Here is a 26079-nt window from a genome sequence, read left to right on the forward strand (position 1 = left end):
GGCTCCGGAGTGGACGGACCCTACTCGACCGCGGGTCACCCCGCCCAGCGCTGTGACGGCTTTCCGGCAGGCTCGATTCCGTCACGGTACGTCGTGATCGACTCGACTACTGTAGTCACCGCCGCACGCGGGCCGGTGCCATCCGTTGGGTGGGGCGAGCCGTCCGTTCGGCTCTAATTCGGCGATCCGCGGCGCTTCCACGATGGCTGAAGGTGTCTGCATAGGACATCGGGCCGTCGGTATCGTCGGCGCGACGGGTCATCCGCCCCCGCGGGGCGGCCAGGGGGAGGCAGATGATGTCGACGGCGCTCGCGCCGGCGCGGGCCGGGACCGACGAGCGGCTCACCGGAGCGCCCGGCGAACCGCTCGCCCACCGGCGGTACCGGCGCATGCGGTTCATCCGGCGGTTCGAGGAGACGCTGCTGCGGCTGTTCGAGGAGGGCGCGCTGAACGGCACCACGCACGCCTGCATCGGGCAGGAGGCCGACGCGGTCGCGGTCACCGAGCACCTGACCGACGGCGACCACATCTTCAGCAACCACCGGTGCCACGGCCACTACCTCGCGCACTCCGGCGACGCGCTGGGCCTGCTCGCCGAGATCATGGGCAAGGAGGCGGGGGTCTGCCGCGGCATGGGCGGCAGCCAGCACATCTGCGCGCCCGGCTTCAAGTCCAACGGCGTGCAGGGCGGCATCGTGCCGAACGCGGCCGGCATCGCCCTGGCCAATCAGCTGTCCGGCACCACGGCGGTGAGCGTGGTGTTCATCGGCGACGGCACCCTGGGCGAGGGCGTGGTCTACGAGACCATGAACATGGCCGCCCTGTGGAAGCTGCCGCTGCTGGTGGTGTGCGAGGACAACCGGTGGGCGCAGAGCACGCCGGTGGCGGCCAACCTGGCCGGGGACATGGCGGCCCGGTTCACCGCGTTCGGGGTGCCGGTGCGCGAGGTGGACAGCACCGACGTCGAGCAGCTCAGTGCCATCGCCGGGGAGCAGATCGACCTGGTCCGCGCCGGGAACGGCCCGCGCGTGCTGCTCATCCACACGTACCGGCTGTGCCACCACTCCAAGAGCGACGACGAGCGCCCGGCCGAGGAGATCGCCGCGCACTGGCTCACCGAGCCGCTCGTGGTGCACGGCCGGCGCCTGGACGACGCCGACCGGCTGCGCATCGACGCCGAGGTGGAGGCCGCGCTGGACGAGGTCGTGGCGACGGCGAGGGCCCTGCCGTGATCTTCGCGAAGGAGCTCGGGGACACGCTGCGCGGCGCGCTCGCCGACGACCGGCGGGTGGTGCTGCTCGGCGAGGACATCGCCGATCCGTACGGCGGCGCCTTCAAGGTCACCCGGGGACTGTCCACGGCGTTCCCGCAACGGGTGCGCACCACGCCGATCAGTGAGGGCGCCATCGCCGGGATCTCCGCCGGGCTGGCCCTGGCCGGGTACCGCCCGATCGCCGAGGTGATGTTCGGCGACTTCCTCACCCTGATGTTCGACCAGGTGGTCAACCACATCGCGAAATACCAGGCGATGTACGCCGGGCAGGCGACCTGCCCGGTGGTGGTGCGGGCGGCCACCGGCGGGCACCGCGGGTACGGCCCCACCCACAGCCAGAGCCTGGAGAAGCACTTCCTCGGCGTCCCGCACCTGCGGGTGGTGGCCGCCTCGCTCTACCACGACCCGCGCGCGGTGTTCGCCGACTTCCTCGGCCGGGACGAGCCGGTGCTCTACGTGGAGCACAAGCTGCTCTACCCGCAGCACCTGAGCCTGCCGGCGCACGGGCGGGTCGGGGACCTGCTGGCCACCAGCGAGGCGTCGCCGGGCATGCTGCCGACCGTGCGGCTGTCCGCGGTGCCGGCGGCCGACTGCTCGGTCAGCGTGCTGGCGTACGGCTACCAGGCGCTGCTCGCCGCCCAGGTGATCGAGCGGCTCGCCGTCGAGGAGGAGATCTTCGCCGAGCTGATCGTGCCGGCCCAGATCGCCCCGATGGACTGGGCCCCGGTGGAGCGCTCGGTGGCCGTCACCGGCCGCCTGGTCACCGTCGAGGAGGGCGCCGACGGCTGGTCCTGGGGCTCGGAGGCGGCGTCGGTCATCTCCCGCCGCATGTTCGGGCGGCTGGACCGGCCGGTCGACGTCGTGGCCAGCGCGCCCACGGTCATCCCCTCGTCGAAGGCGAAGGAGGCCGGGGTCCTGGTCGGCAGTGCCCGCATCGAGGCGGCCGTCCGCGCCGCCGCCAGCTGAGGAGAGAGCGTTGAATCCGGTCCTGGTGCCCACCAACGACGTCAACAGCGAGCACGGCGTCCTGGTGATGTGGTTCGCCGACGACGGCGCCGAGGTGGCGAAGGATGAGCTGCTCGCCGAGGTGGAGACGAGCAAGGCGGTGCTGGAGGTGCTCGCCCCGGTCGCCGGGGTGCTGCTGCACCGGGCCGGCAAGGGCGCCGAGGTCCCGCTGACCGAGCCGATCGCGATGCTCTTCGACGACGTCGCGGCCCGCGACGCCTACGTCGCGCAGCAGGCCGCCGCGGCGGCGGACCGGCCCGCCGGTGGCCCGCGCGCCACGGTCAAGGCGGTGCGGCGCGCCGCGCAGCTCGGGGTGGACCTGTCCACCCTGGGCCTGGACCGGCTGATCACGGTGAAGGACGTGGAGGCCGCGGTCGCGCAGCCGGCCGCCGCGGCCGCGGTCGGTCCGGCCGAGCTGCCCGCGCCGCTGGCCGGCGCGCCCGGCCGGCAGCGCATCCTGCTGGTCGGCGCGGCGCTCGGCGCCACCCAGGTGCTCGACATCCTGGCCGGCAGCACCACCCAGCAGGCGGTCGCGATCGTCGACGACGACGTGTCCCGGTGGGGCGGCGAGGTGCACGGGGTGCCGGTGGTCGGCGGCACCGGCCGGCTGACCGAGCTGTTCCGGGCGGGCGCGTTCGACGCGGCGGTCATCGCGATCGGGCGGTCTCCGGCGGTACGCGCCCGGTTCCGTCAGGTGTGCGCGGACGCGGGCATCCCGCTGGCCAACGCCATCGACCCGACCGCGAAGATCGCCACCGACGTACGGCTCGGCCAGGGCAACATCATCTGCGCGTTCTGCCACGTCGCGACCGGCGTGCGGATGGGCGACAACAACTTCTTCTCGGCGTACACCTCGTTCGACCACCACAGCGTGATCGGCAACGACAACGCGACCGGACCGTCCTGCTACACCTCCGGCAAGGTGACCATCGGCGACCGGGTCCGCTTCGGCACCGGCATCGTGATCGAGCCGGACGTGCAGATCGGCGACGACGCCGCGATCGCCTCCGGCGCGGTGATCGTCAGCTCGGTGCCGGCCGAACACGCGGTCAAGACGAAGATCGTGACGACGACGGTGGTGCCGCTGCGCCGCTAGCGCCGTTCACGGTCGTGGACGCCACGCCGTCCGGTCCCGGCCGGAGTCGTCGCGGCGGCAGCCACCGCCGCGTCAGGGCCGGTTCACACAACCGCTGACATGCGACGGTGGCCGCTTGCTGTCCACGGGCGAGCCACTCCGGCGCAGCAACGGCGGCCGCAGTGTCAGAGCGAGGGACGGAAGCCGGGAACGACCGGGCGCTCGATGCGCCCGGATGTCCCGCCGTGTTCACGCGGACGGGCAGGCCGGTGTTTCGAAGGTCACCCCGTCCAGGAAGTTTCCCATTCCTGGATCGTTGCCCGCGGTCGCCACCGACTGGAACGCGAAGCGCGTGACGGTCTGGCCGGCGGGTACGACGTACACCCCGGTGTGACGGCCCCAGGCGGTGTCGCCGTCGGAGATGTCGGGTGTGGAGGCCCCGGCCGGGGTTTGGGCCACGGTGGCGCCCGGCGCGCCGACCAGCACCTGCATCACGTCGGTGCCCGCCCGGCCCCGGTGCTGCAGCGACCAGGTCATCCGCGTTCCCGGGACGGTCGGCAGATCCTGATACAGCGTGGCGGCCTGGTAGGCGTTGAGCTCGGCGAACTGCCGGCCGTCGGCTGCGGGCACCCCGTTCGTGCCGGAGCTCCAGAACTCCAGGTCGCCGCTGGCGTCAGTGGTGTGCCAGCCGATGCCCGGGTTGGTGGAGGCGGCGGGGAGGAACTGGACACCGTTCACGGGCGAGGTTTCGAAGCTGCCGTTGGCCAGGCGGATGGGTGTGTCGGTGCAGGCGACGGTGACGGTTACCTCGGCGGTGCCGGTACCGCAGGCGGTGGTGACGGTGTAGGTGAAGGTGTCGGTGCCGACGAAGCCCGGGCCGGGCGTGTAGCTCACGTTGGCGCCGGAGATCGTCGCGGTTCCGTTGGCGGGCCGGGTGACGCTGCTGATCGTCGGTGCGGTGGCGGTGTCGTTGGCCAGGACCGGCACGCTGATGGCTTTGCCCTGGGCGGTGGCGGTGTCGTCAGCGGCCCGGGTGGGCGCGATGGACTGTCCGGCGGCGATCTGGATCGGGGTGGCGGCGGTGTTGTTCCCGAGCTGGCCGGGGGCGGCGAGAACGCTGCTGATCCCGGTCGGCCGGATGGTCATGCTGTTTCCGGCGGTGCCCTGGCGGACCTGGAACGCGATGGTCTTGGCCGGTGGATCGGCCTTGCTGCCGGAGGTGATCGACAGGGTGGTGCCGCTGATGGTGCCGGTGCCGGACTGGCCGACGATGTCGGCGTGGGCCAGCAGCGACGACAGGTCCCAGGTGGTGGTGTAGGTGCTGACCAGCAGCGGCCAGCCGGCGGTGCGGTGGGTGAGGGTGAGGCTGAAACCGCTTCCCGGTGCGATCTGGCCGCCCCACAGCGACGGGGAGGTGGTGACCGCGATCGCTCCGCCGCCCAGCCGCGTCCCGAACGCGTTCTTCCAGTAGTACTCGACCGGATAGTTGGCCTGCCCCTGGCGGACGCAGGGCTGCGCGGCGACGGCCTGCCGCGCGGCGGGATACGGGTGCGCTGTCGCCGGTGGCGCGGGCGCGCCCAGCAGCACTGTCAGGGCGCAGGCCAGCGTGGCGAGGATGGATCGAGATCGGGGCAGTGTCGGCATGGCATTCCTATCTCGGGTGAGAGTGGCGTCGTGGCTCGAATCGCCCTGAGATTACTAGCTGTTGCCATGTCATCACCTGCAGTAGCGAGAAGCTTGCGGTGGAGCTCTGCCCTCCCGATTCGTCGGCGAGGCCGGCTGCGCCCCATAGTTCACCGGAGACACCAACCGACACTCGCTCATGGTTTTCCGGCCGCTCCCGGACCGGCCGGGTCGCCGGATCGCCCCGGGGCGTGGGCGTCCAGCGTGTCCGGATGGTCCGTCCGGGCGCGGGGCGGCCCGAAGCAGACAGCGACGTCGCGCGGGATCGTCACCGGGCTCGGGCCGCGAGGCCTGCGGACGGGGCTCCGGCATTCGTACCGGGAAAGGTCCGGCCAGGGTGGCGGCGGATGCCGGCCTACGGCGGCCGTCAGGGTTGCAGCGGCAGGACGGCGCAGGTGGACACCGCCGGCAGGCCCGCCAGGCGGTGGCTGAGCCAGTCCACCGCGGGACCCTGGTCGGTCAGCAGCGGCCCGACGTGGTTCAGCAGCGGACTGCCGGTCTCCGGCAGCACGACCGGGGCGTAGACCACGGCGCCGCCGAGCCGGCACCAGTCGGCGGCCATCGTGCGGGACTGGGCGTGCGGCACGAGGTTGTCGCGCAGGCCGGTGGCGACGCGGACCACACCGGCCGGCCTGCGGGCGCCGATACGCTGCTCGTCGAGGAAGGTCCGCAGGCGCGGTTCGGCCGCGATGACCTGTGCCAGGGACCGCCCGTCCGTGGTCCACGCCGAGCTGCGCCGCCCGGCATAGGCGAGCAGCGCGTCACCGACACACATCGTGGACAGATCGGCCAGCACGGCCCGGCCGGCGTCGCCGAGGTACTCGTCGACCAGTGGCCGCAGCTCCGGGTCGGACTGGACGAACCCGTTCACCGACCAGCCCAGCGCGCCGACCAGCTCGGTGCCGTCGATCGCCGCCGTCACCTCGGCGAGGTTCGCCGGCGGCGCGCCCGCGTACGTGGCCTTGAGCCGCACGTCTGGCGCGTAGGACGACTGCAGTTCCGCGGCCGCGGCGACCGCTCCCCCGCCCTGGCTGTACCCGTAGAGGCCGACGGCGGACCTCGCCGTGATCGAGGTGTCCGGCAGCGCCCGGACCGCCCGGGCCGCGTCCAGCACGGCGTGTGCCTCGTCCACCCGGTTGACGTAGGTGTGCAGCCGGTCGGTCGCGCCGAGCCCCGGATAGTCGGTCTGCACGACCGCGATGCCTTTGGCGAGCAGCCGGTACATGGCCAGGATCTCGTAGCCGATGGACACGGTGGTCCGGCCGGCGCCGGCGCCGACGACCAGGCCGCGCTGCAGGGCCAGGGAGGTGGAGCACTGGTCGCCCTGGCCCATCGTGCCGGGCGCGAGGACGACCAGCGGCCGCGGGCCGGGTCCGAGCCAGGGTGCGGCCGGCTCGACGTAGGCGCCGGTCACGGCGACCGGGCCGCCGCCCGAGTCGGTGGACCTGTACATGATCCGGGTCGCGGTGCCCGGCAGGGTGCCGGTGATGCCGGGCAGGGACAACGCCAGGCGCAGCGGCTCGCTGCGCACCAGCGCCCCGTCGGCGGCCGGCAGCGTGGCCGGCGGGGTGTAGAACGCGGGGATGGCGACGCCGCGGGACGTGACGGCAGCGGCGGCCCGCGCCGGCAGCGGGGCGGCGCCGCGGGACTCACCGCCGTCGGCCCGTGCCGGCAGCGGGGCGGCGCCGGCGCCGGCGAGGATCGCGGCCAGCAGTACGGTGGGGATGCGGGTGCGGAAGGGCATGTCCGGCCTCCAACGGCTCAGCTCGCGGGCCGCCCGCCGGTGGCGGCGGGGCGGTCGCGGTTACCGGACGGTAACCAGACGAACCGAGACATTCCAGAGGCCGCAACTCTCACTCCGGCCGGTGCGCGGGCTCAGATGCCCCGGCGGCGCCAGGACTGCCACCAGAGCCATTCCCGGCCCTTGGCGGCGACCGCGGAGAGGACCACCGGCTGAAGGTACGGCATGGTCCGCGCCCCGATGCGCCGACGCACCCGCAGGGCGCGGAACTCCGGCAGGCTGCGGTACTCCGGCCAGCACTCCGCGGCGAACGCGACCAGCTCGTCCTCCGGGACCACGGCGGTGCGGCCGCGGTCGTACGCGCGGAACGCCCGGCGCAGCGCGAACCGGGCCAGCCGCCGGTGCACCATGGCGTCCAGGCGGTCCGCCTCGGGCAGCAGGTGCCGGCACTTGGTCAGCACCGACTCGTACGCGATCTTGCGTTCCCGCAGGTCGTTGAGCGCCCCCTCGGCGGCGTGCATGTTCTGCCCGTGCAGCCGGTAGTACGCCTGGTCGGCCTTGACGTAGCCGACGTCGGCGTGCGACGCCAGCCGCATCCACATCTCGATGTCGGCGGCGTGCGGCAGGTCCGGGTCGTACCCGCCGACCTCGCGCTGCAGCTTGGTGCGCACCACCACCTCCGGCGAGGTGATGCACCCGGTGCCCTCCCGGAACCGCCGTTCCAGCCACCAGTGCCCGTCGTAGACGGTGCTGCCCCCGGTGTCACGGGCCGGCGGCGGCGGGCCCGGGTGCTGGAAGTGCACCGGGTGGCCGTAGGCGAAGCCGACGTTCGGGTTGGCGTCCAGCAGCGCCACCGCCCGGGTCAGCGCCCCCGGGGTCAGCAGGTCGTCGGCGGACAGCAGCACGGTGTAGTCACCGTCGGCCCAGTCCAGCAGGCCCTCGTTGTACGTGGCGATGTGCCGCTTGTTCTCGGTGTGCACCCGCACCTCGACGCGCGGGTCGCTCTCGGCGATGGCCCGCGCCTTGTCGGCCGAGTCGTCCGGCGACGCGTCATCGATGATCAGCACCCGGACGTCGACGCCCGGGTTGTCGAGCACGCTGTCCACACACGCCCGCAGATAGTCGCCGTACCGGTAGCACGGGATCACGACGCTGACCGAACTCACTTGCTCTCCTCGTCAGGGACACGGTGGGCCCGGCGCCGTGGCGGCGCCGGGCCCGTGGCGATCAGGGCGTGGTCGTCGTGAAGGTCACGTCGACCCAGTAGTTGCTGGCGTTCCAGCTGCTGGTCGGGAACGCCCGGGTGGCACCGGCCTTGAACAGCCCGTTGTGACCGGTGGCCGTGTCGGCGACCGCGGTCAGCGGGTACGCCGTGCGGGCCTGGCCGAAGTACGCCCCGCTGTAGGCGTAGAACCCGGTGTCGGTGTGGTACGACACGACGTACGGCGTGTTCGCGTCGATCGGCACCGGCGTGGCGAACGTGAGCGTCTGCCAGCCGCTGGCGGTCTCGTTCTGGAACGTGCCGGTGGCCAGCTCCTGGCCGGTCCCCGACCACAGCGTGCCGGTGTGCGTGCCGGTGTTGCGGTCACCCTTGTAGAACCTGACCCCGGTGACGTATCCGTCCACCGCCGAGGTGAACCGCATGCCCAGCTCCAGCGACGCCGCCTCGCTGGCGCTCTCGACGTCCGGCGTGGCCGCCGGGCCCCACACCGAGCAGGGGCAGCGGACCCCGGCGCCGGTGGTGAACTTCCACGTCTGCGGTGACGCCATCGCGTTGCCCCACAGGTCGGTGGCCTTCACCGACGCGGTGAACTCGGTGTTGGCCGCCAGCACGTTGTCCGGCAGCAGCGTCGCCTTGCGGGTGGCGTCGTCGTACGAGACCTTCGCGGCCACCGCGTCGGCGCCCGCCCTCAGCGTGAACTCCAGCTTCTCCGGGTCGATGTCGTGGTCGAACGTCGCCGTGACCACGGTGTTGCGGGCCACGCCCGCGTCCCCGGCGGCCGGCGACTTGACCGCGACGGCCGGCGGCGTGGTGCCCGCGGTCGCGGTCTCCACCACCACGTCCACCCAGTAGTTGGTGTCGCCCCAGCTGAGCGTGGGGAAACCGCCGCCGGCGCCGTACCGGTAGACGCCGTTGGACCCGGACACCCCGGACTGCAGCTGCCGCACCACGCCCTCGCCGGCGCCCTTGGCGGTGAAGTACGCGCTGCTGTACGAATAGTGCCCGGTCGGCGTGTAGTACGACACCACGTACGTGGTGTTCGCCGAGATCGAGACCGGCTTGGCGAAACTCATCGTCTGCCAGCCGGTCGCCGACTCGTTGCCGAACGTGCCCTGGGCCAGCAGCCTGCCGCCGGTGGTCCACAGCTTGCCGACGTGGGTGCCGGTGTTCGCCGCCGACTTGTAGAAGCGCACGCCGGTCACCTGCGCCGGCACCGCCACCTGGAACTTGGCGCCCAGCTCGTTCGGCGAGCCGTCGAACGAGTCGGCGTTGGCCGGCACGTCGCTCGCCTTGTACGTGGTGCACGGGCACTTCTGCGGCCCGACGGTCACGTTGATCGTGGTGACCGGCCCGAAGTTCAGGCTGTCGTCGATGCCGCGCACCCGGATCTGGGCGGCGCCCTCGACGACCGGCGTCCAGGTGTACGTCCAGTTCGCCAGCCCGGTGGCGGCCGACCAGGTGGCGCCGCCGTCGGTGGAGACCTCGACCCGGCCGAGCTGCCCGGCCGCGTCGGCGGCGGTGCCGGTCACCGTGATCGGCGACAGTTTCGGCACGGTCGCGCCCGCGGTGGGCGCGGTGACCGTCACGGCCGGCCCGGCGGTGTCGGCCGACTTGGTCGGCATGACCAGCCCGCTCTGCAGCGTCTTGGGCAGCGCGCCCATGTCGGCCAGCACGTTGGCGGTGGCCTGCTGCATGCGCGGGTCCTCGGAGCTGGCCGGGCCGGTGTGCTGCGCGCTCAGCCCCCACGACCACTGCACCGTGCCGGAGCCGAAGACCAGGGCGCCGGAGACCGGGTCGCGGTACATCACCACGCTGTGGGTGGCCACCCCGTTGCCGTAGTTGTTGCCCTCGTCGAGCAGCAGGGTGCCGTCGGTGATCTGCAGGGTGGTGGCGGAGAAACGCACCGCGCCCGGCGGCCGGGCGGCGTTGTCCACGTCGGAGTCCCACTCGTAGCCGAGCGTGCCGAGCGGGAACGTCGCCACCTCACCGGTGTTCAGGTTCCTGATCGAGGTGTCCCGCCACAGCCGCATCCTCTTGAACTCCGAGGACACCGTCATCGCGTCGCGGCGGTAGCCGTTGACCGAGAACAGCGTGCCGGTGATCTGGTTCTGCGCCTTGTTGCCGCCGGTGCCCGCGCCGGCCGGGTCCATCCAGGTGCCGGTCCACTGCCCGCTCGGGTCGGCGATGCCGTTCGGCGGGTTCTGGCTCATCTTGGTCATCTTGTAGCAGACCAGGGTGCGGTTGGCCCCGCCGTCGGTGGTGATCGACGGTTCCAGCCGGGTCCGCCAGAACGCCTCGTTGCCGCTGAAGAAGGCCAGGTTGACGCCGGCCGCGCGGGCCGCCTTGAGGTTGTCCCAGATGCCCTGGTCCCAGTACTCGTCGTGCCCGGAGGACAGGTAGATCCTGTGCTTGGGCAGCAGGGCCGGCTTGGTGGAGACGTCGATGTTGGAGGCGTAGCTGACGTCGTACCCGCTGCGCTCCAGCCACTGGATCATCGGGTACTCGCTGGACAGGATCCCGTTGTCGCCGGCGATCCGCATCGGACGGTTGTAGCTGACCTTGTACGCGCGGCCGTCCGGCGCCGGGCCGCCACCCTCGTACAGGTTCTGCCCGCCCCACTTGTTGTACGCCTGCCAGGTCTGGTCCGAGGTCTGCACGAGCACGTCGGAGCGACTGTTGTCGTTGGCCACCACGAACGGGTACGGCATGTACCCGGCCCCGTCGCCCTGGTCGAGCGCGGCCAGGTACACGCCGGACACCGCGTCGGACGGCACGGTCCAGGTGACGTTGGTGACCCAGTTGCCGCAGTCGACCAGGCCGGTCGCGTCCTTCTTGCAGTCGAGCTGCTCCTTGGCCGGGAACGTGGCGGTGGGCGAGGTCGGCATCCGGCGCGCCCCGTCGCCACCGTAGTAGCCCAGCCGGTAGAAGGTGACCGTGAACGAGGTCGGCGAGTGCACCTTGAGCTGCAGGGTCTCGCCGGGCTGGACGCTCATCTTCGTGGTGAAGCCGCCGATGTCACCCCACGCGCTGTCGCCGTACCACTCGTCGAGGGGCGTCCCGGGTTTCGAGTTCTCGCACACGATCGGATTGGAGTTGACGCCGCACGGGTCGTCGGCCGCGAGAACCGCTCCGGGGAGCGCAATCACGGCACCGATGACCAGTGTCGATATCACGCCGGACACTAGCCTGTGTATCATTCGGTGCTCTTTTCCTGACAACAAAGAGAATGTGATCAGTTCGGTTGGGGAACCTTTTTCCCGGTGGGCACCCCGTCGATCGTGCCCACCACGTTGTTCGACCACTCCCCGAAGGTGACCGGACAGTTCTTGTCGCAGCCGCCCGCGGCCCCCCAATGACTGGGGCCGAAGACGTTGTCGCTGACCTTCAGATCCGTGCCGGTCTGGGCGTACAACCCGTAGCCGCCGAGCGAGATGAAACTGTTGCGCACCGAATAGTCGCGCAGCACCGAGCCGTCGACGCTCTGGGTGAACAGCACGGCGGTGATCGCTTTCCAGTAGTTCTTCACCGGTTTGCCGGTGTGCGCGTCGATGCCCGGCTCCAGGCGGCTGTTCTCGATGGTGACCGGGCCGCTGCCGCCGTACGGGAAGACGCCGCCGGTGTGCGCCTCGCCCGGGTCGCGCAGGTTGGCGATGTAGTTGTCGTGCAGCCAGCTGTTGCGGATCGTCGTCCGCGCGCCGCACAGGCACATCCCGCCGGTGTTCGCGACGTCGACCCGGTTCAGCGAGATGGTGCAGGTGGCGCAGTCGTTGATCGCGTGGTCGTTGAGCGGCGTGCTCGTGCCGCCCAGCCCCACCGGCTCCGGGCGGATGGTGACGTTGGTGAGGTTGAGCCGCAGCGAGCCGGAGGCGTCGGCGTTCACCAGGATCGCGCGGTTCACCGAGCCGGGCGGCGGCGCGATGATCGAGTTGGTGATGTTGACCGTGCCGTGGCAACCGGTGCCGATGTAGATGGACGCCCGGAAGTATCTACGGTCCAGGTTGACGGTGCCGTTGCAGTCGTAGAGGTTCCATTCCTTGCTCTCCTGGTTGCTGGGCTGGACCACCCGGTAGCCCTTGGGCACCGGCAGGGCCGCGTCGGACTGCTTGTAGGGCCGCACGCCGGGCGCGCCGACGGTGAACCGCGCCGGGTAGCGGCCGCCGCCGGTGGCGGTGGCCGGCAGCGCCCCGGTCCGGCTGGGCGCGGCGGTCGGCTCCTTGGCCGGGCTCGACGCCGGGGCCGACGTGGCGCCGGAGGCGGGCGCCGAGGCCGGTGGGGACGAGTTGGGCCCGCTGGTGGCCCGCGGCGCGGTGGCGCCGGGCGTGGCGTTCGTGCCGGTGGCGGTCTCCGAGCCGCCGCCGCGCAGCGCGACGACGATCGCCACCGCGGCCGCGAGCAGCACCGCCAGCCCGGCGGGGAGTACGACTTTCCGCAGACCGGGCCTCATGAAAGCTCCCAGGGGGTCCAGTAGCTGTCCGGGTTGATGGTGTAGTTCACGGTCGGCTCGGGAATGTGCTCGACCCGGTGCCGGCGGCTGAACCGGTAGACCAGCTCCCAGTCCTCCTTCGGCGCCACCGAGGTGGTGCGGCGCAGCCGGCTGAACCGGGTGGCCGGCAGCCGGCGCAGCACGAGCGGGTTGTTGTCCAGGTAGCAGCGTTCCCAGGCGAGCCGGCGGTCGAACGGCACGGACAGCACGTCGCGCACCGTCCCGTCCGGCATCAGCCGGCGCATCGCGGTGTAGACCGCGTCCGGCCGGCCGGCGGAGCCGGCGGCGCTGTCCAGCCGGTCCAGGGCGGTCGCCAGGTGGTGCGGATCCCAGGTGTTGTCGTCGTCGAGGAACGCCACGAACCGCGAGTCGGTCAGCCCGATGCCGACGTTGCGCCCGACGCCCGGCACGTTGATGTTGTGCCGCAGGCTGACCACGTGCAGCCGGGGATCGTCCGGGAACCGGGGCAGCTGGCCGCCGGCGTCGTCGACGACCATCAGGACCAGGTCGCGTACGGTCTGGGCGAGAACCGACTCGACCGCGCGCAGCAGCCCGTCCGGGCGCCGGTAGGTCAGCACCACGACGGCGACCCGGGCGCGCGGGCGTACCCCGCCCGGCATGGTGCGCAGCAGCCGGCGCACCTCGGAACGCTCGAACCGGCCGAGACCGACCGCGGTGTGCCCCAGCACCACCTTGTTGCGCAGTTCCTCGAGCGGCAGCCAGCCGTAGCGGGCGCGGAGCCGCCGCTTCAGCGAACGCATCGTCGGTCTCCTAGGAGGGGTCGGCGGCCGTGGCGGCGAGCGCGGGCTCGGCGGGGGCCGGCTCGGCGGCGCCGGACCGCAGGCGTGTGATGATCGGGAGGACGAACGGCACGTACGCCGCCAGGGCCGCCACGCCGGCCACGGTCAGGCCGAGCAGGCCGCCGCCGAGCCAGTGGTGCGCCGACCAGGCCGCCACGCCCATGGCCAGGCCGCCGAGCGCCGGACGCACGCAGCTGAGCAGCACCTGCGCCGCCGGGATGCCGAGCCGGCCGAGCACGACCAGGAACACCGGGGCGACCAGCAGGCCGGCCACCACCACGTGCCCGGCGGCGACGCCCGGCACCCCCCACCGGTGCGCGAACAGCACCAGCACCGGCAGCAGCGAGAACAGCCACCAGGCCTGCATCAGCATGAGTGTCTTGCGGACCCGGGTGGCCAGGCAGTCGTAGGCCAGCTCGACCGCGGTGCGCAGCAGGCCCAGCGCCACCAGGAACTGCAGCGGCCGGGCGGCGGCGGCCCACTGGTCGCCGTAGACGAACGTGATGATCGGCTCGGCGAGCACGCCGAGGACCACACAGATCGGCACCGCGGCCGCGACGACCAGGGTGAAGGCCCGGACGAAACCGGTCGCGAACTCGGCCGGCGAGGAGTCGGCGAGCCGGGAGAAGCCGGCGAACGACACCCGCCGGGCGGTCTCCGAGACCATCCGGACCGGCCAGCTCGACATGTTGAACGCCATCGCGTAGATGCCGAGCGCGGCCGGGCCGAGCACCGAGCCGACCACGACCGAGTCCACGTTGACGATGCCCAGGGTCAGCAGGCTGGCGGAGGCCAGCGGCAGGCCGTACCGCAGCAGCTGCCGGGCCTGCTCGCGGTTCCAGCCGAAGCGCAACATGCCGGGCGCGCACAGCCCGAAGCCGGCCAGCGCGACCAGGTTGCCGGCCAGCGAGCCCCAGGCGAAGCTCATCGCGCCGACGCCGGCCGCGGCGAACCCGATGGTGACCGCGGTGTTGACGGCGAAGTTGAGGATGTCCACCACGGTGCGGCCGAACTGCCTGAACTCGCGGTTGAGCTGGCCCAGCGGGACGCACGCGATGCCGTCGATGATCACGCTCAGGCACAGCACCCGCAGCATCGTGGTGGCGTCCGGCGAGCCGAGCAGCCGGGCCACGGTGGGCGCGCAGAAGTAGAGGACGACGTAGAACGCGCTGCTGCTGAGCGTCGAGAGGGTCAGCACGGTCGGCGCGAACCGGCGGATGTCGCCCTCCCAGCGCACCAGCGCCAGGCTGACGCCCATCTCGTTGAGCGACAGCAGCATCGCCAGCACGAGCAGGCCGACCGCGTACAGGCCCCACTCGTACGGCCCGAAGAACAGGCGGGCCAGCACCACCCCGGAGGCGAACGTGCCGACCCGGCGCACGACGGTGTTGACCATGCTCCAGCGTGCCGCGCCGGCCACCCGTCGGTTCAAATCCGTCACTGTGGAAGGTCTCCGATTCTCGCCCGTTCCCGGCGAGCCACGCTCAGGTACGCACCCGACAGGCCCATCATCAGGAAAGTGGATCCGGCGACGATCGGGAAGCTCAGTGTGTCGAATGTGGCCGTTACGACAAGCATCACGAACCCGACGGCCACAAACGCCTGACCGGTCTCCCGGCGTGCCGGGTCGGTGGATCGACGCCGGCCCGCGCCGCCACAGTGGATGGTGGTGACGTACAGGCCGACGATCGCGATGAGGCCGACGACGCCGATCTCCAGCATCGCGAGCAGGTACTGATTGTCGGTGAAGCGGTACATCTCCGGCAGGAACGTCCCGGGGCCGCGGCCGAACCAGAGGTGCCCGTCGAGGAACTCGCCGACGTCGGCGCTGGTGGCCGTCCGCGACTGGGTGCTGTTGTCGCCACCGTCGAGCATCGCGCTGAACAGCCCGATCAGCGTGCCGACCAGGCCGGGGACCAGGACCCGGGTGGCGCCCAGGGCCGGGATCAGCATCAGGAAGGTGTGGCCGACCCGCCGCGCCGGCCAGGTGGGCAGCAGCACCAGCATGACGACGGCCAGGCCGACCACCGAGGTCCGGGAGACCGTCATCACCGAGGACAGCGCGATCAGCGCCACCGGCAGCCAGCGCTTCCACGCCTTGACGCCGTCGCCGTGGAACGCCTGCTGGATCGCGAACGGCAGGGCGATCACCTGGGTGGTGGCCAGTTCCAGGCTGTGCGACGCGGTCGCGGTGGGCCGGACGAAGTCGCCGCGGGTGACCAGCTCGGCCGTCGTGTTGGAGGACAGCCCCGGGATCACGATCCAGGCGGTCAGGCTCTGCTTGAGCAGGAACTCCAGCATCGCCACCACGGCCACCACGGCGCAGCAGCGGACGAACAGCCGCAGCAGCCGGTCGATCTGCCGGTACTCGGTCAGCGACGTGGCCAGCAGCAGCAGCGGCAGCCAGATGAGCAGTTGCAGCAGGGCGCGGTCGGCGGCGCTGTACTCGCTGACGTCCGCGGTGCGGCGGCCGACCGCGACGTACGCCAGCAGTACCGCCACGGCGTAGAGCAGCAGCGCGACCCGTGGCGGCCGGGTGTGCGGCGCCGGCGCGATCCGGCGCATCAGCCAGCTCACCGCGTACCACATCAGCGAGGCGAGCAGGAAGAGATTGGCCACCGTGCCGGTCGCGCCGATGCTGGCCACCACCAGCCGGGCCGGGACGAGCAGCAGCAGGACGATGTAGACGGCCAGCAGCGTGTCCGGCCCGAGCGTGCGCAGCCGCTGCTGGGAGCGGTAGAGGCGGCCCGGGCGGCGGCTGTCGGCGGGCGGCGGGCGGCCCGGCACGGTCTGGCGGCGGGGCTCAGCTTCCGTTGATCCGGCCGGCATCCTGGCCCCTGCGTTCCATACCGTTCGACTGGTACGTCGAGGCGGGCCCGGAGCGCGACGCCCCGCCCGTCGACGGGGCATCGCCCTGGCTCGCCGGACGCTGCGGCGCCCGGATCACCTGGGTCTTCGCCTCGCTGGGCGACACCGGCTGCCGCGGCGCGGCGGCGGCCGGCGCCTTCGGCGGCAGGTGCAGGACCATGGTGCCCTCGATGTCCGGGGTGGCGGTGGCCGCACCGGTCGCGGTCGCCGGCTCGGCGTCCCCGGCGCCGGCGAGCGCCTTGCGTCGCCGGGACCGGGCGATGCTCTCCACCACGAACGCCAGCACCAGCCCCAGCGCGGCGGTGCCGCCGCCGGCCACGATGACGTACTTGAGCTTCTCCTTGGTCAACGGCTGCGGTTTCTGCGGCGGGATGACCTGGGTGAGCTTGATCCGGTCCTTCTCGGCGACGTCGTTCTGCTTCTGGATGTCGGCGAGGGTCTTGCCGGCGTACTCCGCGAGCTGGTTCGCCGAGGCGAGCAGGTGGTCGCGGTCCGCGCCGGTCAGGGTGAGGGTGAGGAACGGGCCCTGGGCGTTCTCGGCGAGCGCGACCTCGTACTTCTCGGTCAGGCCGGCGGTCTTGAGCTCCAGCTGGGTGTCGGTCGACTGCAGGCGGCGGCCCAGGAAGTCGGCGGTGGCCACCAGCGAGCCGTTGAAGTTCAGGAACGGGTTGTCCTGTCCCTGCGTCGCGGCGGTGGTGGCCGCAGGCGCGCTGAGCAGGCTGACCATCGTGTAGGTGGTGTAGGTGGTGGGCACCGCGGCGTACACGCCGGCGCCCAGGCCGGCCGCGAGCAACAGCATGGGCACGACGATGTACCAGCGGGAGCGCAGAACGCGCAGGATCTCGCCGAGGTCCACGGACGCCTCTCTAAATTTCCGCCAGGACGTCTTTCGTCGCCACGGATCTTTGCCGGGAACACCGCTGTGGCGGCCCCCCGGCGCACGATCGCCAAGTTATACGACGATCGCGACCGTGGCTATTGGACATCCGATCGGAATCGAAGTTGACGAGATCCGACCGGAGACGCTAATGAGTGGCGGAGCGAGCCGATACCGAGGGAGCAGCCGACCGATGTTTCTGTCCGATCTGGCGGGAGTCCTCGAGCGCCGCTGGTATCTGATCATCACGGGGGCATTGCTGACCGCGGGCGCCGCCAATCCCGCGGTGCACACCGAGGACCGCTACCTGGCCTCCGAGATCCTGATGATCCAGCCGCCGGTCTCGCCGTACGAGCCGAATCCGGTCACCGGCCTCTTCCCGTCGATCGCGGTGACCGCCGCCGCGGTGGCCAATCGGCTGAACACCCCGGACTCGCAGGAGATGTTCCGGGCCAAGGGGGTGACCGGGACCTACCGGTTCGAGCCCCGCAACACCGGGACCAGGCAGGAGCCGCGGTACGTCATCGGCTCGATGGCGATCACCAACATCAGCACCGACGAGGACGCCGGCCTGCGCTCGCTCCAGCTGCTCAGCGACACGTTCGAGCAGGAGCTCAAGCGGATGCAGGACGAGTGGAACGTGCGGAAGGGCCTGCGGATCACGGTCGCCACCCTGGTCCCGGCGACGTCGACGCTGCTGACCCACTCCCCGCTGCGGTCACTGATCGGGGTGGGGCTGCTCGGCGCCCTGGCCACGTCCGCTGTCACATTGTGGACAGACGAATTGCTGCGCCGCCGGCGCCGGCGCGCGACAGCGTCATTGTCCACGCACGACTCCCCGAATTGGACCGATTCACCGGTCCGTTCAGCCCCTTAGCTGTGACCGAGGCGGCATGTCCACATGAGGCCGTTTCTGCAATGTTGTTCGCGTCAGGATGGGGCGAACGGGGTGATCGTGGTGAAGGACCGGCGACCGAGTGTCGCGATTCTGGTGGCGAACCTGCCGGCCGAGAAGGATCGCCGCGTCATTCGCGAATGCCTGAGCCTGGAGGCGGCCGGCTTCGACGTCACGGTGATCGCGCCGCGCGGCGACCGCAGCCTCACCGTGCTGCCGGGCAGCCGGCGCACCCGGCTGCGGCCGTACCCGGTGCTGCTGTACGGCAGCGGGCTGATCTCGTTCGCCGGCGAGTTCCTCTGGTCGTTCTTCTGGATCACCGTGCGGCTGCTCGGCGAGATGCTGCGCGGCCGGGCGCACGCCGTGCAGGTGTGCAACCCGCCGGACGTCTACTTCCCGCTCGCGCTGCTGGTGCGGGCGCTGGGCCGGCCGTGGGTCTTCGACCACCACGACCTCTCCCCCGAGGTGTACGTCTCCCGCGGCGGCACCCCGAACCCGTGGATCTCCCGGCTGCTGGTCGCCTTCGAGTGGCTGACCCTGCGCACGGCCACCGCGGTGTTCGCCACCAACGAGTCGTTCAAGGACAACGCGGTGCGCCGGGGGGTCCGCCCGGAGAAGGTCACCGTGGTCCGCAACGGACCCGCCCACGCCGAGATCGCCGACCGGCCCGGCGCCGCCGCTGATCGGCCCGACGGCCGGCACCGGGTGGTCTACCTCGGCGTCTTCGGCCCGCAGGACAACGTGGCGGGCGCGGTCCTGGCCGCCGAGGAGCTGACCCGGCTGCGCGGGCGCGACGACTGGCGGATGGTGCTGGCCGGCGACGGCGAGACCGCCGCCGCGCTGCGTGAGCTCACCGCCGAGCGCGGCCTCACCGACGTCGTCGAGTTCACCGGCTGGCTCGACGGGCCGCAGGTGGACGCGCTGCTGCGCGACGCCACCGTCGCCCTGCAGCCGGATCTGCCGACCCGGATGAACCAGCTCTCCACGATGGCCAAGACCGTCGAGTACCTGGGCCGGGGCGTCCCGGTGGTCGCCGCCGACCTGATCGAGACCCGGGCCACCGTCGGCGACGCCGGCCTCTACGTGCCCACCGGCGACCCGGCCGAGTTCGCCCGGGCGATCGACACGCTGCTGGACGACCCGGCGATGCGCGCGCGTATGCACCGGCTCGGCAAGGAACGCTTCCGCGACTTCCTGTCCTGGGAGCACCAGGCGCAGCGGTACGTCGCGGTGTGGCGCCGGCTGCTCGCCAAGCGGCTGCCGCCGGCCGGCCCCGCCCCGGTCCCGGCGCCGCGCACGCCGGCCGACGACACCGCGGCCACCCGGGCGGACGCGCCGTGACCAGCGTCGTCATCGCCGCCCACAACGAGGCCGCGGTGCTCGGCCGCTGCCTGGACACGCTGCTCGCGGACGCCGCGCCCGGCGAGTTCGACGTCACCGTCGCCGCCAACGGCTGCACCGACGACACCGCGCGGGTGGCCGCCCGGCGCGGCGTACGGGTGATCGAGCTGCCGGCGGCGGGCAAGGCCGGCGCGCTCAACGCCGGCGACGCGGTCGCGGTCGGCTTCCCCCGGGTCTACCTGGACGCGGACATCGTGCTGAGCACCGACGGGCTGCGCGCGCTCAGCGCCGCCGTCGGCGGCCCGGTGCTGGCCGCCACCGCCCGCCGCGAGCTCGACCTGTCCGGGCGGCCGCTGCCGGTCCGGGCGTACTTCAGCGTGCACCGGCACCTGCCCGCGCTGCGCACCGGCCTGTTCGGCCGGGGCGTGATCGTGCTCTCGGCGGCCGGGCGGGCCCGTTTCGAGCGCTTCCCGGACCTGGTCGCCGACGACCTGTTCGTCGACTCGCTCTTCACCGCCGCCGAGAAACGGCAGGTGGAACGGGTGCCGGCCCGGGTCGCCACGCCGCGCCGGACATCCGACCTGATTCGCCGCCTGATCCGGGTCCGCGCCGGGAACGCCGCGATGCGCGCGGCCGCCGCACGCGGCGAGGTGACCGCCGACGTACGACCGGCCGGCCGCTCGTCCTGGCTCACCGACGTGGTGCTGCGCCGCCCCTGGCTGGCGCCCGCCGCGGCCTGCTACGCCGGCATCACCGTCTACGCCGCGGTCCAGGCCAGGCGGCGGCCCACCGCCGGGTGGGGCCGCGACGACTCCACCCGCACGCCGTCCGGGCCGGGGGCCGGCCGTGCCTGAACACATCAACGTCCTGTTCCACGGCATCGGCGCCCCGCGGCGCGAGCTGGAGCCGGGCGAGGACGCGTACTGGATCACCGAGGACGCCTTCGCGGCGATCCTGGACGAGGTCGCCACCTGGCCCGGCGTGCGGCTCAGCTTCGACGACAGCAACTGCTCGGACGTCGAGATCGCGCTGCCCGCCCTGCTCGAACGGGGCCTGACCGCGGAGTTCTTCGTGCTGGCCGGCCGCCTGGACGCGCCCGGCAGCCTGGGCGAGCGGGACCTGCGCACCCTGGTCGGCAACGGGATGGCGGTCGGCAACCACGGCATGTGGCACCACCCGTGGCGTGGCATGTCCGGCGCCACGGCGCACGAGGAGCTGGCCGAGGCCCGCGACCGGATCGCCGCGGTCGTCGCCCGGCCGGTGACCCGGGCGGCGTGCCCGCTGGGCCGCTACGACCGGAGCACCCTGGTGGCGCTGCGCCGGCTCGGCTACACCACCGTCTTCACCAGCGACCGCCGGCCGGCCGTCGCCGGTCGCTGGTTGCAGCCGCGGTTCAGCGTCTACCGCGACGACACCCCGGAAACCGTCCGCGCCGCGGTCGAGCGGTCCCGGCGGGTCCCGGTCCGCCTGCGCAACGCCGCCGCCGGGGCCGTCAAGCGCTGGCGGTGACCGCCGGCCCGGGTCCGAGATCCGGATCCGGGACATCACGCTGAACCGGCTCGTGAAGCGTGCCGTGGTCGACGGGTGGCGGCCGGGCCCGGGCGGCCACCCGTCGCCGGACGCCCGGGCTCGCCGGCGAGGCGAGTCGGTGTGCTGCTGGGTCTGCCCCGGCATCACCACGCCCGTTCCGGCTACCAGCGCGCCACGCTGGCCGGGCCGGGGGTCTCGCGCAGCCGCGCCGGGCTCAGCAGCTCCCGGGTCGCCGCCCGGCTCGGCCGCTTGCCCAGCGCCGCCCGGCTGGCCTCGCGCAGCAGCAGGGCCGCCCAGTACGCGCCGGCCCGCACCCGCCCGTGGCGCTTGCGGAACAGCCGCACCTTGTTGAGGGTGAGCAGCGCCCACAGGCCGGGCGACACCCGGGAGTCGCCCTCCAGGTGCGTGGCGTGCGCGGCGGGGACGTACCGGGTACCCAGGCCGGCGTCCCTGGCCCGCAGGGCGAAGTCGGTCTCCTCGGAGTAGAGGAAGAACGACTCGTCCCAGGGCCCGCACCGCTGCCAGCACTCGGCGCTGATCAGCATGGTCGATCCCTCGGCCCAGTCCGCGAAGCGCTCCCGCGCGTAGAGCCGCTCGTCCGCGACCACCTCGCCGAGCGCGCCGAGCCGCCCGGCCCGCCGCGCGCCCAGCACCGCGTCGCCGAGGGTGCGCAGCACGCTCGGCTCCCGGCGCAGCGTGTAGATCAGCTCGCCGGCGCCGTCCACGATGTGCGGCACCGCGATCCCGGTGCCCGGCTCCCGCAGCGCCTCCAGCAGCCGCGCCACGCACCCGGGCGCCAGCCGCACATCCGGGTTGAGCACCAGGATCGCGTCGTGCGCCGGGGACGCGGCGACCGCCGCGTTGATCCCGGCCGCGTACCCGGCGTTGCGGCCCATCTCGACCACGGTCGCGTCCGGCGCGAGCCGGCGCACCGCCGCGACGCTGCCGTCCTTGGACGCGTTGTCGGCGACCGTGAGATGCCATGCCAGGCCGTCCAGGCCGGCGCGCAGCCCGTCGACGAGGTCGGCGAGCAGCCGCTCGCTGTTGAACGTGACAACCGCTACGAGCACCGTCATCGGGCGGCCAGCCTCGCTTTCAGTCCGCGGAGCACCCTGCCGGTGCGGCCGCTCTTGAGTTTCTCCCCCAGCGCGCCCTGCTTGATCGAGCGGGTCAGCGCGGACTGGGTGCGGCGCGCCGAGGTGACCGCCCAGGACCGGCCGACCCGGCCGGCGGCGACCGGCGTCTCGTCGTTCATCAACCGCGTCTTGTAGAGCGCCTCGGACTTGCCCAGGTCGATCTGCCGGATGCCGTCGGCGGCGCCGGCCTCGGCCATCCGCAGGCACAGCAGGATGCCCGCGGAGTAGCGGGACAGGTCCACGTCGTACGACGGGAACCAGTAGGCCAGCACGGACCGGCTGCGCAGGCCCAGGTGCGCGGCGACCGGCCGGTCCCCGGCGTAGACGGTGGAGACGATCGCGCGGCAGTCCGGCGACGGCGCGGCGAGCAGCTCGTCGAGCACGCCCTCGATCCAGCCGGTGGTGAACCGGTCGTACTGCTGGGTGCGCCGGTACTGCGCGCCCTTCCAGGCGCGCAGGGCGCTCAGCGCGGCCGGGTCGTCGTCGTCGAACACGAACCGCTCGGCGCCGACCTCGCGGACCATCTTGCGCTGCTTGCGCATCGTCTGTTTGACGACGTCACCGGCGCGGTTGCGGTTCTCGACGTACGCCGGATAGCCCTCGGTGAGGCGGATCAGCGGCGAGCCGGCGCGCTCGGTGTGGAACCGTGCGAACGGCCGCTGCCCGGCCATCAGGTGGTCGAACTCCCACACCGGCAGGCGGCACGCCTTGAGCAGGGCGAGCGGGTCCCAGTCGAGACCGTCCCGGTGGATCAGCCCCTGGCAGTCGGTGATCCCGGCGCCGATCGGCACCCCGATCACGCGGTTGCGCACCTCGTAGGGGAAGAACCCGGCGAGGCCGCCGGTGTCCTGCAGCACGGCGACCCGGGCCGCCGGCCGGTGCCGGGCGACGGCGAGGGTGAACTCGGGCGCCAGGAACGGGTTCTGCAGTTGCGGCTGGCCCTGCTGGAACTGCCGCCAGGCGGCCAGCTCACCGGGGCCCAGCTCGTCCGGGCGGACCACGGAGATCTTCACGTTTGTTCTGCTCCTTGCACGACGGGCCGGCCGAGGGCCCGGTACTCCCAGCCGGCGGCCCGCCAGCTGGCCGGGTCGAGCGCGTGCCGGCCGTCGACGATCCGCGGCTGCCCGGCCACCGCCGCCATCGCGGACGGCTCGATGTCCCGGAACTCGTTCCACTCGGTCAGCAGCACGACGACGTCCGCGTCCCGGGCGGCGTCCAGGGCGCTGGTGGCGTACGCCAGCTCGGGGTGCGCCCGCCGGGCGTTGTCCATCGCGGCCGGATCGTAGACCACCACCACGGCGCCCATCCGGTGCAGGGTCGCCGCCACGTCCAGCGCGGGCGCGTCCCGGATGTCGTCGGAGTCCGGTTTGAACGCGGCGCCGAGCGCGGCCACCCGCCTGCCCGCCACCTGGCCGCCGCACAGTTCGACGACCAGGTCGACGGTGCGGGCCCGGCGGCGGCGGTTGATGCCGTCGATCTCGCGCAGGAAGCCGACCGCCTGACCGACGCCGAGCTCCTCGGCCCGGTGCGCGAAGGCGCGGATGTCCTTGGGCAGGCAGCCGCCGCCGAAGCCGAGGCCGGGCCGCAGGAACCGGCCGCCGATCCGTTCGTCGTAGGCGAGCGCCTCGGCCAGGTCGTGCACGTCGGCGCCGGTGGCCTCGCAGACCTCGGCCATCGCGTTGATGTAGGAGATCTTGGTGGCCAGGAACGAGTTCGCGGCGACCTTGACCAGCTCGGCCGTCGGCAGGTCGGTGACCTTGACCGGCACACCCTGGGCCAGCACCGGCTCGAACGCCGCGCGCAGCCGCTGCTCGGCCCAGGCCGAGGTGACACCGAAGACCAGCCGGTCGGGTCGCATGGTGTCGTCGACGGCGAAGCCCTCGCGCAGGAACTCGGGGTTCCAGGCCAGCTCGACCCGCTCGCCGGCCGGGGCCAGCTCGCGCAGCAGAGCGGCCAGCCGGGCCGCGGTGCCGACCGGCACGGTGGACTTGCCGACCACCAGGGCGCGGCGGCGCAGGTGCGGGGCCAGGGCGGTGACGGCCGCGTCGACGTAGGTCAGGTCGGCGGCGTCGGAGCCGGCGCGCTGCGGGGTGCCCACGCAGACGAAGTGGACGTCGCCGAACTCGCCGGCCTCGCGGAAGTCGGTGGTGAACCGCAGCCGGCCGGACTCCAGGGCCTTGGTGAGCAGTTCGGGCAGGCCGGGCTCGAAGAACGGCAGCTCGCCCGCGGCCAGCTTGCCGATCTTGGCGGCGTCCACGTCGACGCCGAGCACCTCGAAGCCCAGGACCGCCATGCAGATCGCGTGGGTGGCGCCGAGATAGCCGGTGCCGATGACGGTGAGGCGCATCAGTAAGCCCCTGAGCTGCGCACCACGGCGCTGAGGGTACGGAACAGGATGGCCAGGTCCATGGCGAGCGACCAGTTCTCCACGTACGACAGGTCGAGCCGGATCGACTCCTCCCACGACAGGTCGGAGCGGCCGGAGACCTGCCACAGCCCGGTCAGGCCCGGCTTGACCACAAGCCGGCGCAGCATGTCGGAGGGGTAGCCGGCCACCTCGCGGGCCAGCGGCGGGCGCGGCCCGACCAGCGACATGTCGCCCTTGAGCACGTTGAGCAGTTGCGGCAGCTCATCGACGGAGAACCGGCGCAGCCAGTGGCCGATCGGGGTGATCCGCGGATCCGCACGGATCTTGAAGAGCTCGCCGTCGTGCTCGTTGAGCGCCCGCAGGTCGGCCAGGCGCTGCTCGGCGTCGACCACCATGGTGCGGAACTTGTACAGCATGAACGTGCGGCCGTCCTTGCCGACCCGCTCCTGCTTGAAGATCGCCGGGCCGCGGCCGCCCGGGCCGAACATCACCAGCGCGGCCACCACGAGCAGCACCGGCGCCAGGAGCAGGAGCAGCAGCAGGGCGCCGACCCGGTCGAAGGTGGCCTTGAGGAAGCGGGCGCTGCCCTTGAGCCGGGGGTGCTCGACGTGCAGCATCGGCAGGCCGTCGACCGGGCGGATGGTGGTCCGGTCGCCGGCCACGTCGACCAGGGTGCTGGCCACGATCAGGTCGATCTCGTCGCGCTCCAGCTGCCAGGCGAGCCGGCGCAGCGCGGGGCCGTCGATCTCCGGGCAGGCCAGCACGATCACGGTGTCCGCGTCGGCGCGGGCGACCGCCGAGTCGACCGCGTCGAAGGTGCCGTAGACCGGCGGCATCCCGGCGGCGAACGTCTTCGGGCTCGGGGTGGCCGGCAGCACCGCGCCGATCACGCCGAGGCCGTGGTAGCGCTCGCGGCGCAGCCGGCGGGTCATGTCGGAGACCGCCTTCTCGTGGCCGACCAGCAGCACCCGGTGCAGCCGCTCGCCGCGGCCCCAGCAGCGGTGCAGACGCTGGCGGTAGAGGTAACGCGCGCCGAGATCGACGGCGATGGCCAGGGGCAGGGCGATGCTCACGTACCCGCGCGCCAGCCGCAGGTCGAACGCGAAGGAGACGATCGCCAGGGCGGCGGTCAGGGCGACCCCGGAGCGGAACACCCGGGCGTACTCGTCGGTGCCGACGAACAGGTGGCGCGGCTCGTAGGCGCGGTTGGCCGACAGGCAGGCGATCCAGGCGAGCGGCAGCACGGCCGTCAGCAGGATGTAGCCCTTCATGTTCGGCTCGTTGCCGCCCGGACCGAACCGCAGCACCAGCGCCCAGCAGGCGGCGCCGAGACCGACGGCGTAGTCGATCAGGTACAACGTCCGGGCGTACCGGTTCTGCCAACCGGCACGCGTCTCACCGGCCCGCTTTCCCTGTCTGAGCTGCGAAGCTCTCTCGCCCAGGTCCACCGTGGCCAGTGATTCGATTGTCTGCACGCCTCTGCCCCCATTGGCTGCGATCAATCCATTATGATATTTAACCGGCAAACCGGACACGCCGGCCGCACCCACGCCGCAGCGCCTCCGGCGCTCAGCAGTGACCGGCGGGACACACGTCGGCGACCCACCGGACACATGAGACAGACTGCTGAACCGTAGCCGGTCGGCGCTACACCTTTACGTCCGGCGCAAATGGCGATTCGGATGAGGGTGGAAGACCAAGCCGTGCAAGCCGTTCAGATCGGACCTGTCCGCATTTCTGAACTCACATACTACGAATGCCCGGACAGGTCAATCAGACACT

The 26079-nt window shown here is 72.4% G+C and carries 20 protein-coding genes; 7 read left to right on the forward strand and 13 right to left on the reverse strand.

The genetic code is table 11. From position 1 onward, the window contains the following. The first annotated feature begins 296 nt into the window (after positions 1–296). Genes ACTEI_RS19720 through ACTEI_RS19730 form a run of 3 tightly spaced genes read left to right on the forward strand, consistent with a single transcriptional unit; the run spans position 297 to position 3374 of the window. Complete coding sequence (locus ACTEI_RS19720; RefSeq protein ID WP_122982271.1) at positions 297–1232, forward strand: thiamine pyrophosphate-dependent dehydrogenase E1 component subunit alpha; 936 nt, start codon at positions 297–299, stop codon at positions 1230–1232. After that, a complete protein-coding gene (locus ACTEI_RS19725; RefSeq protein ID WP_122978995.1) occupies positions 1229–2239 on the forward strand; it encodes an alpha-ketoacid dehydrogenase subunit beta in 1011 nt (336 codons plus the stop codon). The genes ACTEI_RS19720 and ACTEI_RS19725 overlap by 4 nt, the downstream gene beginning before the upstream one ends. Positions 2240–2249: 10 nt before the next feature. Continuing rightward, on the forward strand, positions 2250–3374 hold the full coding sequence (locus ACTEI_RS19730; protein WP_122978996.1) for a biotin/lipoyl-containing protein: 1125 nt from the start codon (positions 2250–2252) through the stop codon (positions 3372–3374). Positions 3375–3602: 228 nt separating this feature from the next. Here the strand turns inward: ACTEI_RS19730 and ACTEI_RS19735 are convergent, their stop codons facing one another. The 9 genes from ACTEI_RS19735 to ACTEI_RS19775 all read right to left on the reverse strand — a co-directional run bounded on the left by ACTEI_RS19735 (position 3603) and on the right by ACTEI_RS19775 (position 17006). Further along, positions 3603–4997: an Ig-like domain-containing protein gene (locus ACTEI_RS19735; protein WP_145831014.1), complete on the reverse strand. Its 1395-nt coding sequence runs from the start codon at positions 4995–4997 to the stop codon at positions 3603–3605. A gap of 406 nt (positions 4998–5403) precedes the next feature. Continuing rightward, complete coding sequence (locus ACTEI_RS19740) at positions 5404–6780, reverse strand: lipase family protein (protein WP_122978998.1); 1377 nt, start codon at positions 6778–6780, stop codon at positions 5404–5406. A 131-nt stretch (positions 6781–6911) separates the two neighbouring features. Beyond that, complete coding sequence (locus ACTEI_RS19745; protein WP_239082405.1) at positions 6912–7943, reverse strand: glycosyltransferase family 2 protein; 1032 nt, start codon at positions 7941–7943, stop codon at positions 6912–6914. 61 nt (positions 7944–8004) lie between these two features. Continuing rightward, positions 8005–11145 (reverse strand): DUF4082 domain-containing protein, encoded by a 3141-nt coding sequence (locus ACTEI_RS19750; RefSeq protein ID WP_239082404.1) that lies wholly within the window; start codon positions 11143–11145, stop codon positions 8005–8007. 86 nt (positions 11146–11231) lie between these two features. Next, positions 11232–12443, reverse strand: coding sequence for a hypothetical protein (locus ACTEI_RS19755; protein WP_145831013.1), 1212 nt, complete (start codon positions 12441–12443; stop codon positions 11232–11234). After that, positions 12440–13243 (reverse strand): glycosyltransferase family 2 protein, encoded by an 804-nt coding sequence (locus tag ACTEI_RS19760; protein WP_122979001.1) that lies wholly within the window; start codon positions 13241–13243, stop codon positions 12440–12442. The genes ACTEI_RS19755 and ACTEI_RS19760 overlap by 4 nt, the downstream gene beginning before the upstream one ends. Before the next feature lie 10 nt (positions 13244–13253). Further along, positions 13254–14723 (reverse strand): oligosaccharide flippase family protein, encoded by a 1470-nt coding sequence (locus tag ACTEI_RS19765; protein WP_122979002.1) that lies wholly within the window; start codon positions 14721–14723, stop codon positions 13254–13256. Continuing rightward, entirely contained in the window at positions 14720–16111 is a 1392-nt protein-coding gene (locus ACTEI_RS19770) for an O-antigen ligase family protein (RefSeq protein ID WP_145831012.1), read from the reverse strand. Before ACTEI_RS19770 ends, ACTEI_RS19765 begins: the two co-directional genes overlap by 4 nt. Further along, positions 16086–17006 (reverse strand): Wzz/FepE/Etk N-terminal domain-containing protein, encoded by a 921-nt coding sequence (locus tag ACTEI_RS19775; RefSeq protein WP_122979004.1) that lies wholly within the window; start codon positions 17004–17006, stop codon positions 16086–16088. Before ACTEI_RS19775 ends, ACTEI_RS19770 begins: the two co-directional genes overlap by 26 nt. 214 nt (positions 17007–17220) lie before the next feature. Here ACTEI_RS19775 and ACTEI_RS19780 point away from each other — a divergent pair, with 214 nt between their 5' ends. The 4 genes from ACTEI_RS19780 to ACTEI_RS19795 all read left to right on the forward strand — a co-directional run bounded on the left by ACTEI_RS19780 (position 17221) and on the right by ACTEI_RS19795 (position 20772). Further along, positions 17221–17904 carry a hypothetical protein gene (locus ACTEI_RS19780; RefSeq protein ID WP_122979005.1) on the forward strand — a complete coding sequence of 228 codons (684 nt, stop codon included), beginning with the start codon at positions 17221–17223 and terminating at the stop codon, positions 17902–17904. Positions 17905–17985: 81 nt separating this feature from the next. Then, positions 17986–19263 carry a glycosyltransferase family 4 protein gene (locus ACTEI_RS19785; protein ID WP_239082403.1) on the forward strand — a complete coding sequence of 426 codons (1278 nt, stop codon included), beginning with the start codon at positions 17986–17988 and terminating at the stop codon, positions 19261–19263. Then, the gene (locus ACTEI_RS19790; protein ID WP_122979007.1) at positions 19260–20117 is read left to right on the forward strand and encodes a glycosyltransferase family 2 protein; all 858 of its coding nucleotides are present in this window, start codon (positions 19260–19262) and stop codon (positions 20115–20117) included. Before ACTEI_RS19785 ends, ACTEI_RS19790 begins: the two co-directional genes overlap by 4 nt. Beyond that, a complete protein-coding gene (locus ACTEI_RS19795) occupies positions 20110–20772 on the forward strand; it encodes a polysaccharide deacetylase family protein (RefSeq protein WP_122979008.1) in 663 nt (220 codons plus the stop codon). Before ACTEI_RS19790 ends, ACTEI_RS19795 begins: the two co-directional genes overlap by 8 nt. Before the next feature lie 182 nt (positions 20773–20954). On the opposite strand, the gene ACTEI_RS19800 is transcribed toward ACTEI_RS19795, so the two are convergent. Genes ACTEI_RS19800 through ACTEI_RS19815 form a run of 4 tightly spaced genes read right to left on the reverse strand, consistent with a single transcriptional unit; the run spans position 20955 to position 25772 of the window. Further along, positions 20955–21869, reverse strand: coding sequence for a glycosyltransferase (locus tag ACTEI_RS19800; RefSeq protein ID WP_122979009.1), 915 nt, complete (start codon positions 21867–21869; stop codon positions 20955–20957). Further along, positions 21866–22942, reverse strand: a complete 1077-nt coding sequence (locus tag ACTEI_RS19805) for a GNAT family N-acetyltransferase (RefSeq protein ID WP_122979010.1) — start codon at positions 22940–22942, stop codon at positions 21866–21868. Before ACTEI_RS19805 ends, ACTEI_RS19800 begins: the two co-directional genes overlap by 4 nt. Then, the gene (locus tag ACTEI_RS19810) at positions 22939–24276 is read right to left on the reverse strand and encodes a UDP-glucose dehydrogenase family protein (protein WP_122979011.1); all 1338 of its coding nucleotides are present in this window, start codon (positions 24274–24276) and stop codon (positions 22939–22941) included. The genes ACTEI_RS19805 and ACTEI_RS19810 overlap by 4 nt, the downstream gene beginning before the upstream one ends. Beyond that, positions 24276–25772, reverse strand: coding sequence for a sugar transferase (locus ACTEI_RS19815; protein ID WP_122979012.1), 1497 nt, complete (start codon positions 25770–25772; stop codon positions 24276–24278). Before ACTEI_RS19815 ends, ACTEI_RS19810 begins: the two co-directional genes overlap by 1 nt. Between the last annotated feature and the right edge of the window lie 307 nt (positions 25773–26079).

It is taken from the genome of Actinoplanes teichomyceticus ATCC 31121 (genome assembly GCF_003711105.1).
GTDB lineage: Bacteria > Actinomycetota > Actinomycetes > Mycobacteriales > Micromonosporaceae > Actinoplanes > Actinoplanes teichomyceticus.

Excerpts from the sequence above, each read along its gene's own strand:
- ACTEI_RS19720 (WP_122982271.1), top strand. The coding sequence starts at position 297 with ATGTCGACGGCGCTCGCGCCGGCGCGGGCCGGGACCGACGAGCGGCTC.
- ACTEI_RS19735 (WP_145831014.1), bottom strand. The coding sequence starts at position 4,997 with ATGCCGACACTGCCCCGATCTCGATCCATCCTCGCCACGCTGGCCTGC.
- ACTEI_RS19740 (WP_122978998.1), bottom strand. The coding sequence starts at position 6,780 with ATGCCCTTCCGCACCCGCATCCCCACCGTACTGCTGGCCGCGATCCTC.
- ACTEI_RS19755 (WP_145831013.1), bottom strand. The coding sequence starts at position 12,443 with ATGAGGCCCGGTCTGCGGAAAGTCGTACTCCCCGCCGGGCTGGCGGTG.
- ACTEI_RS19760 (WP_122979001.1), bottom strand. The coding sequence starts at position 13,243 with ATGCGTTCGCTGAAGCGGCGGCTCCGCGCCCGCTACGGCTGGCTGCCG.
- ACTEI_RS19770 (WP_145831012.1), bottom strand. The coding sequence starts at position 16,111 with ATGCCGGCCGGATCAACGGAAGCTGAGCCCCGCCGCCAGACCGTGCCG.
- ACTEI_RS19780 (WP_122979005.1), top strand. The coding sequence starts at position 17,221 with ATGTTTCTGTCCGATCTGGCGGGAGTCCTCGAGCGCCGCTGGTATCTG.
- ACTEI_RS19800 (WP_122979009.1), bottom strand. The coding sequence starts at position 21,869 with ATGACGGTGCTCGTAGCGGTTGTCACGTTCAACAGCGAGCGGCTGCTC.
- ACTEI_RS19810 (WP_122979011.1), bottom strand. The coding sequence starts at position 24,276 with ATGCGCCTCACCGTCATCGGCACCGGCTATCTCGGCGCCACCCACGCG.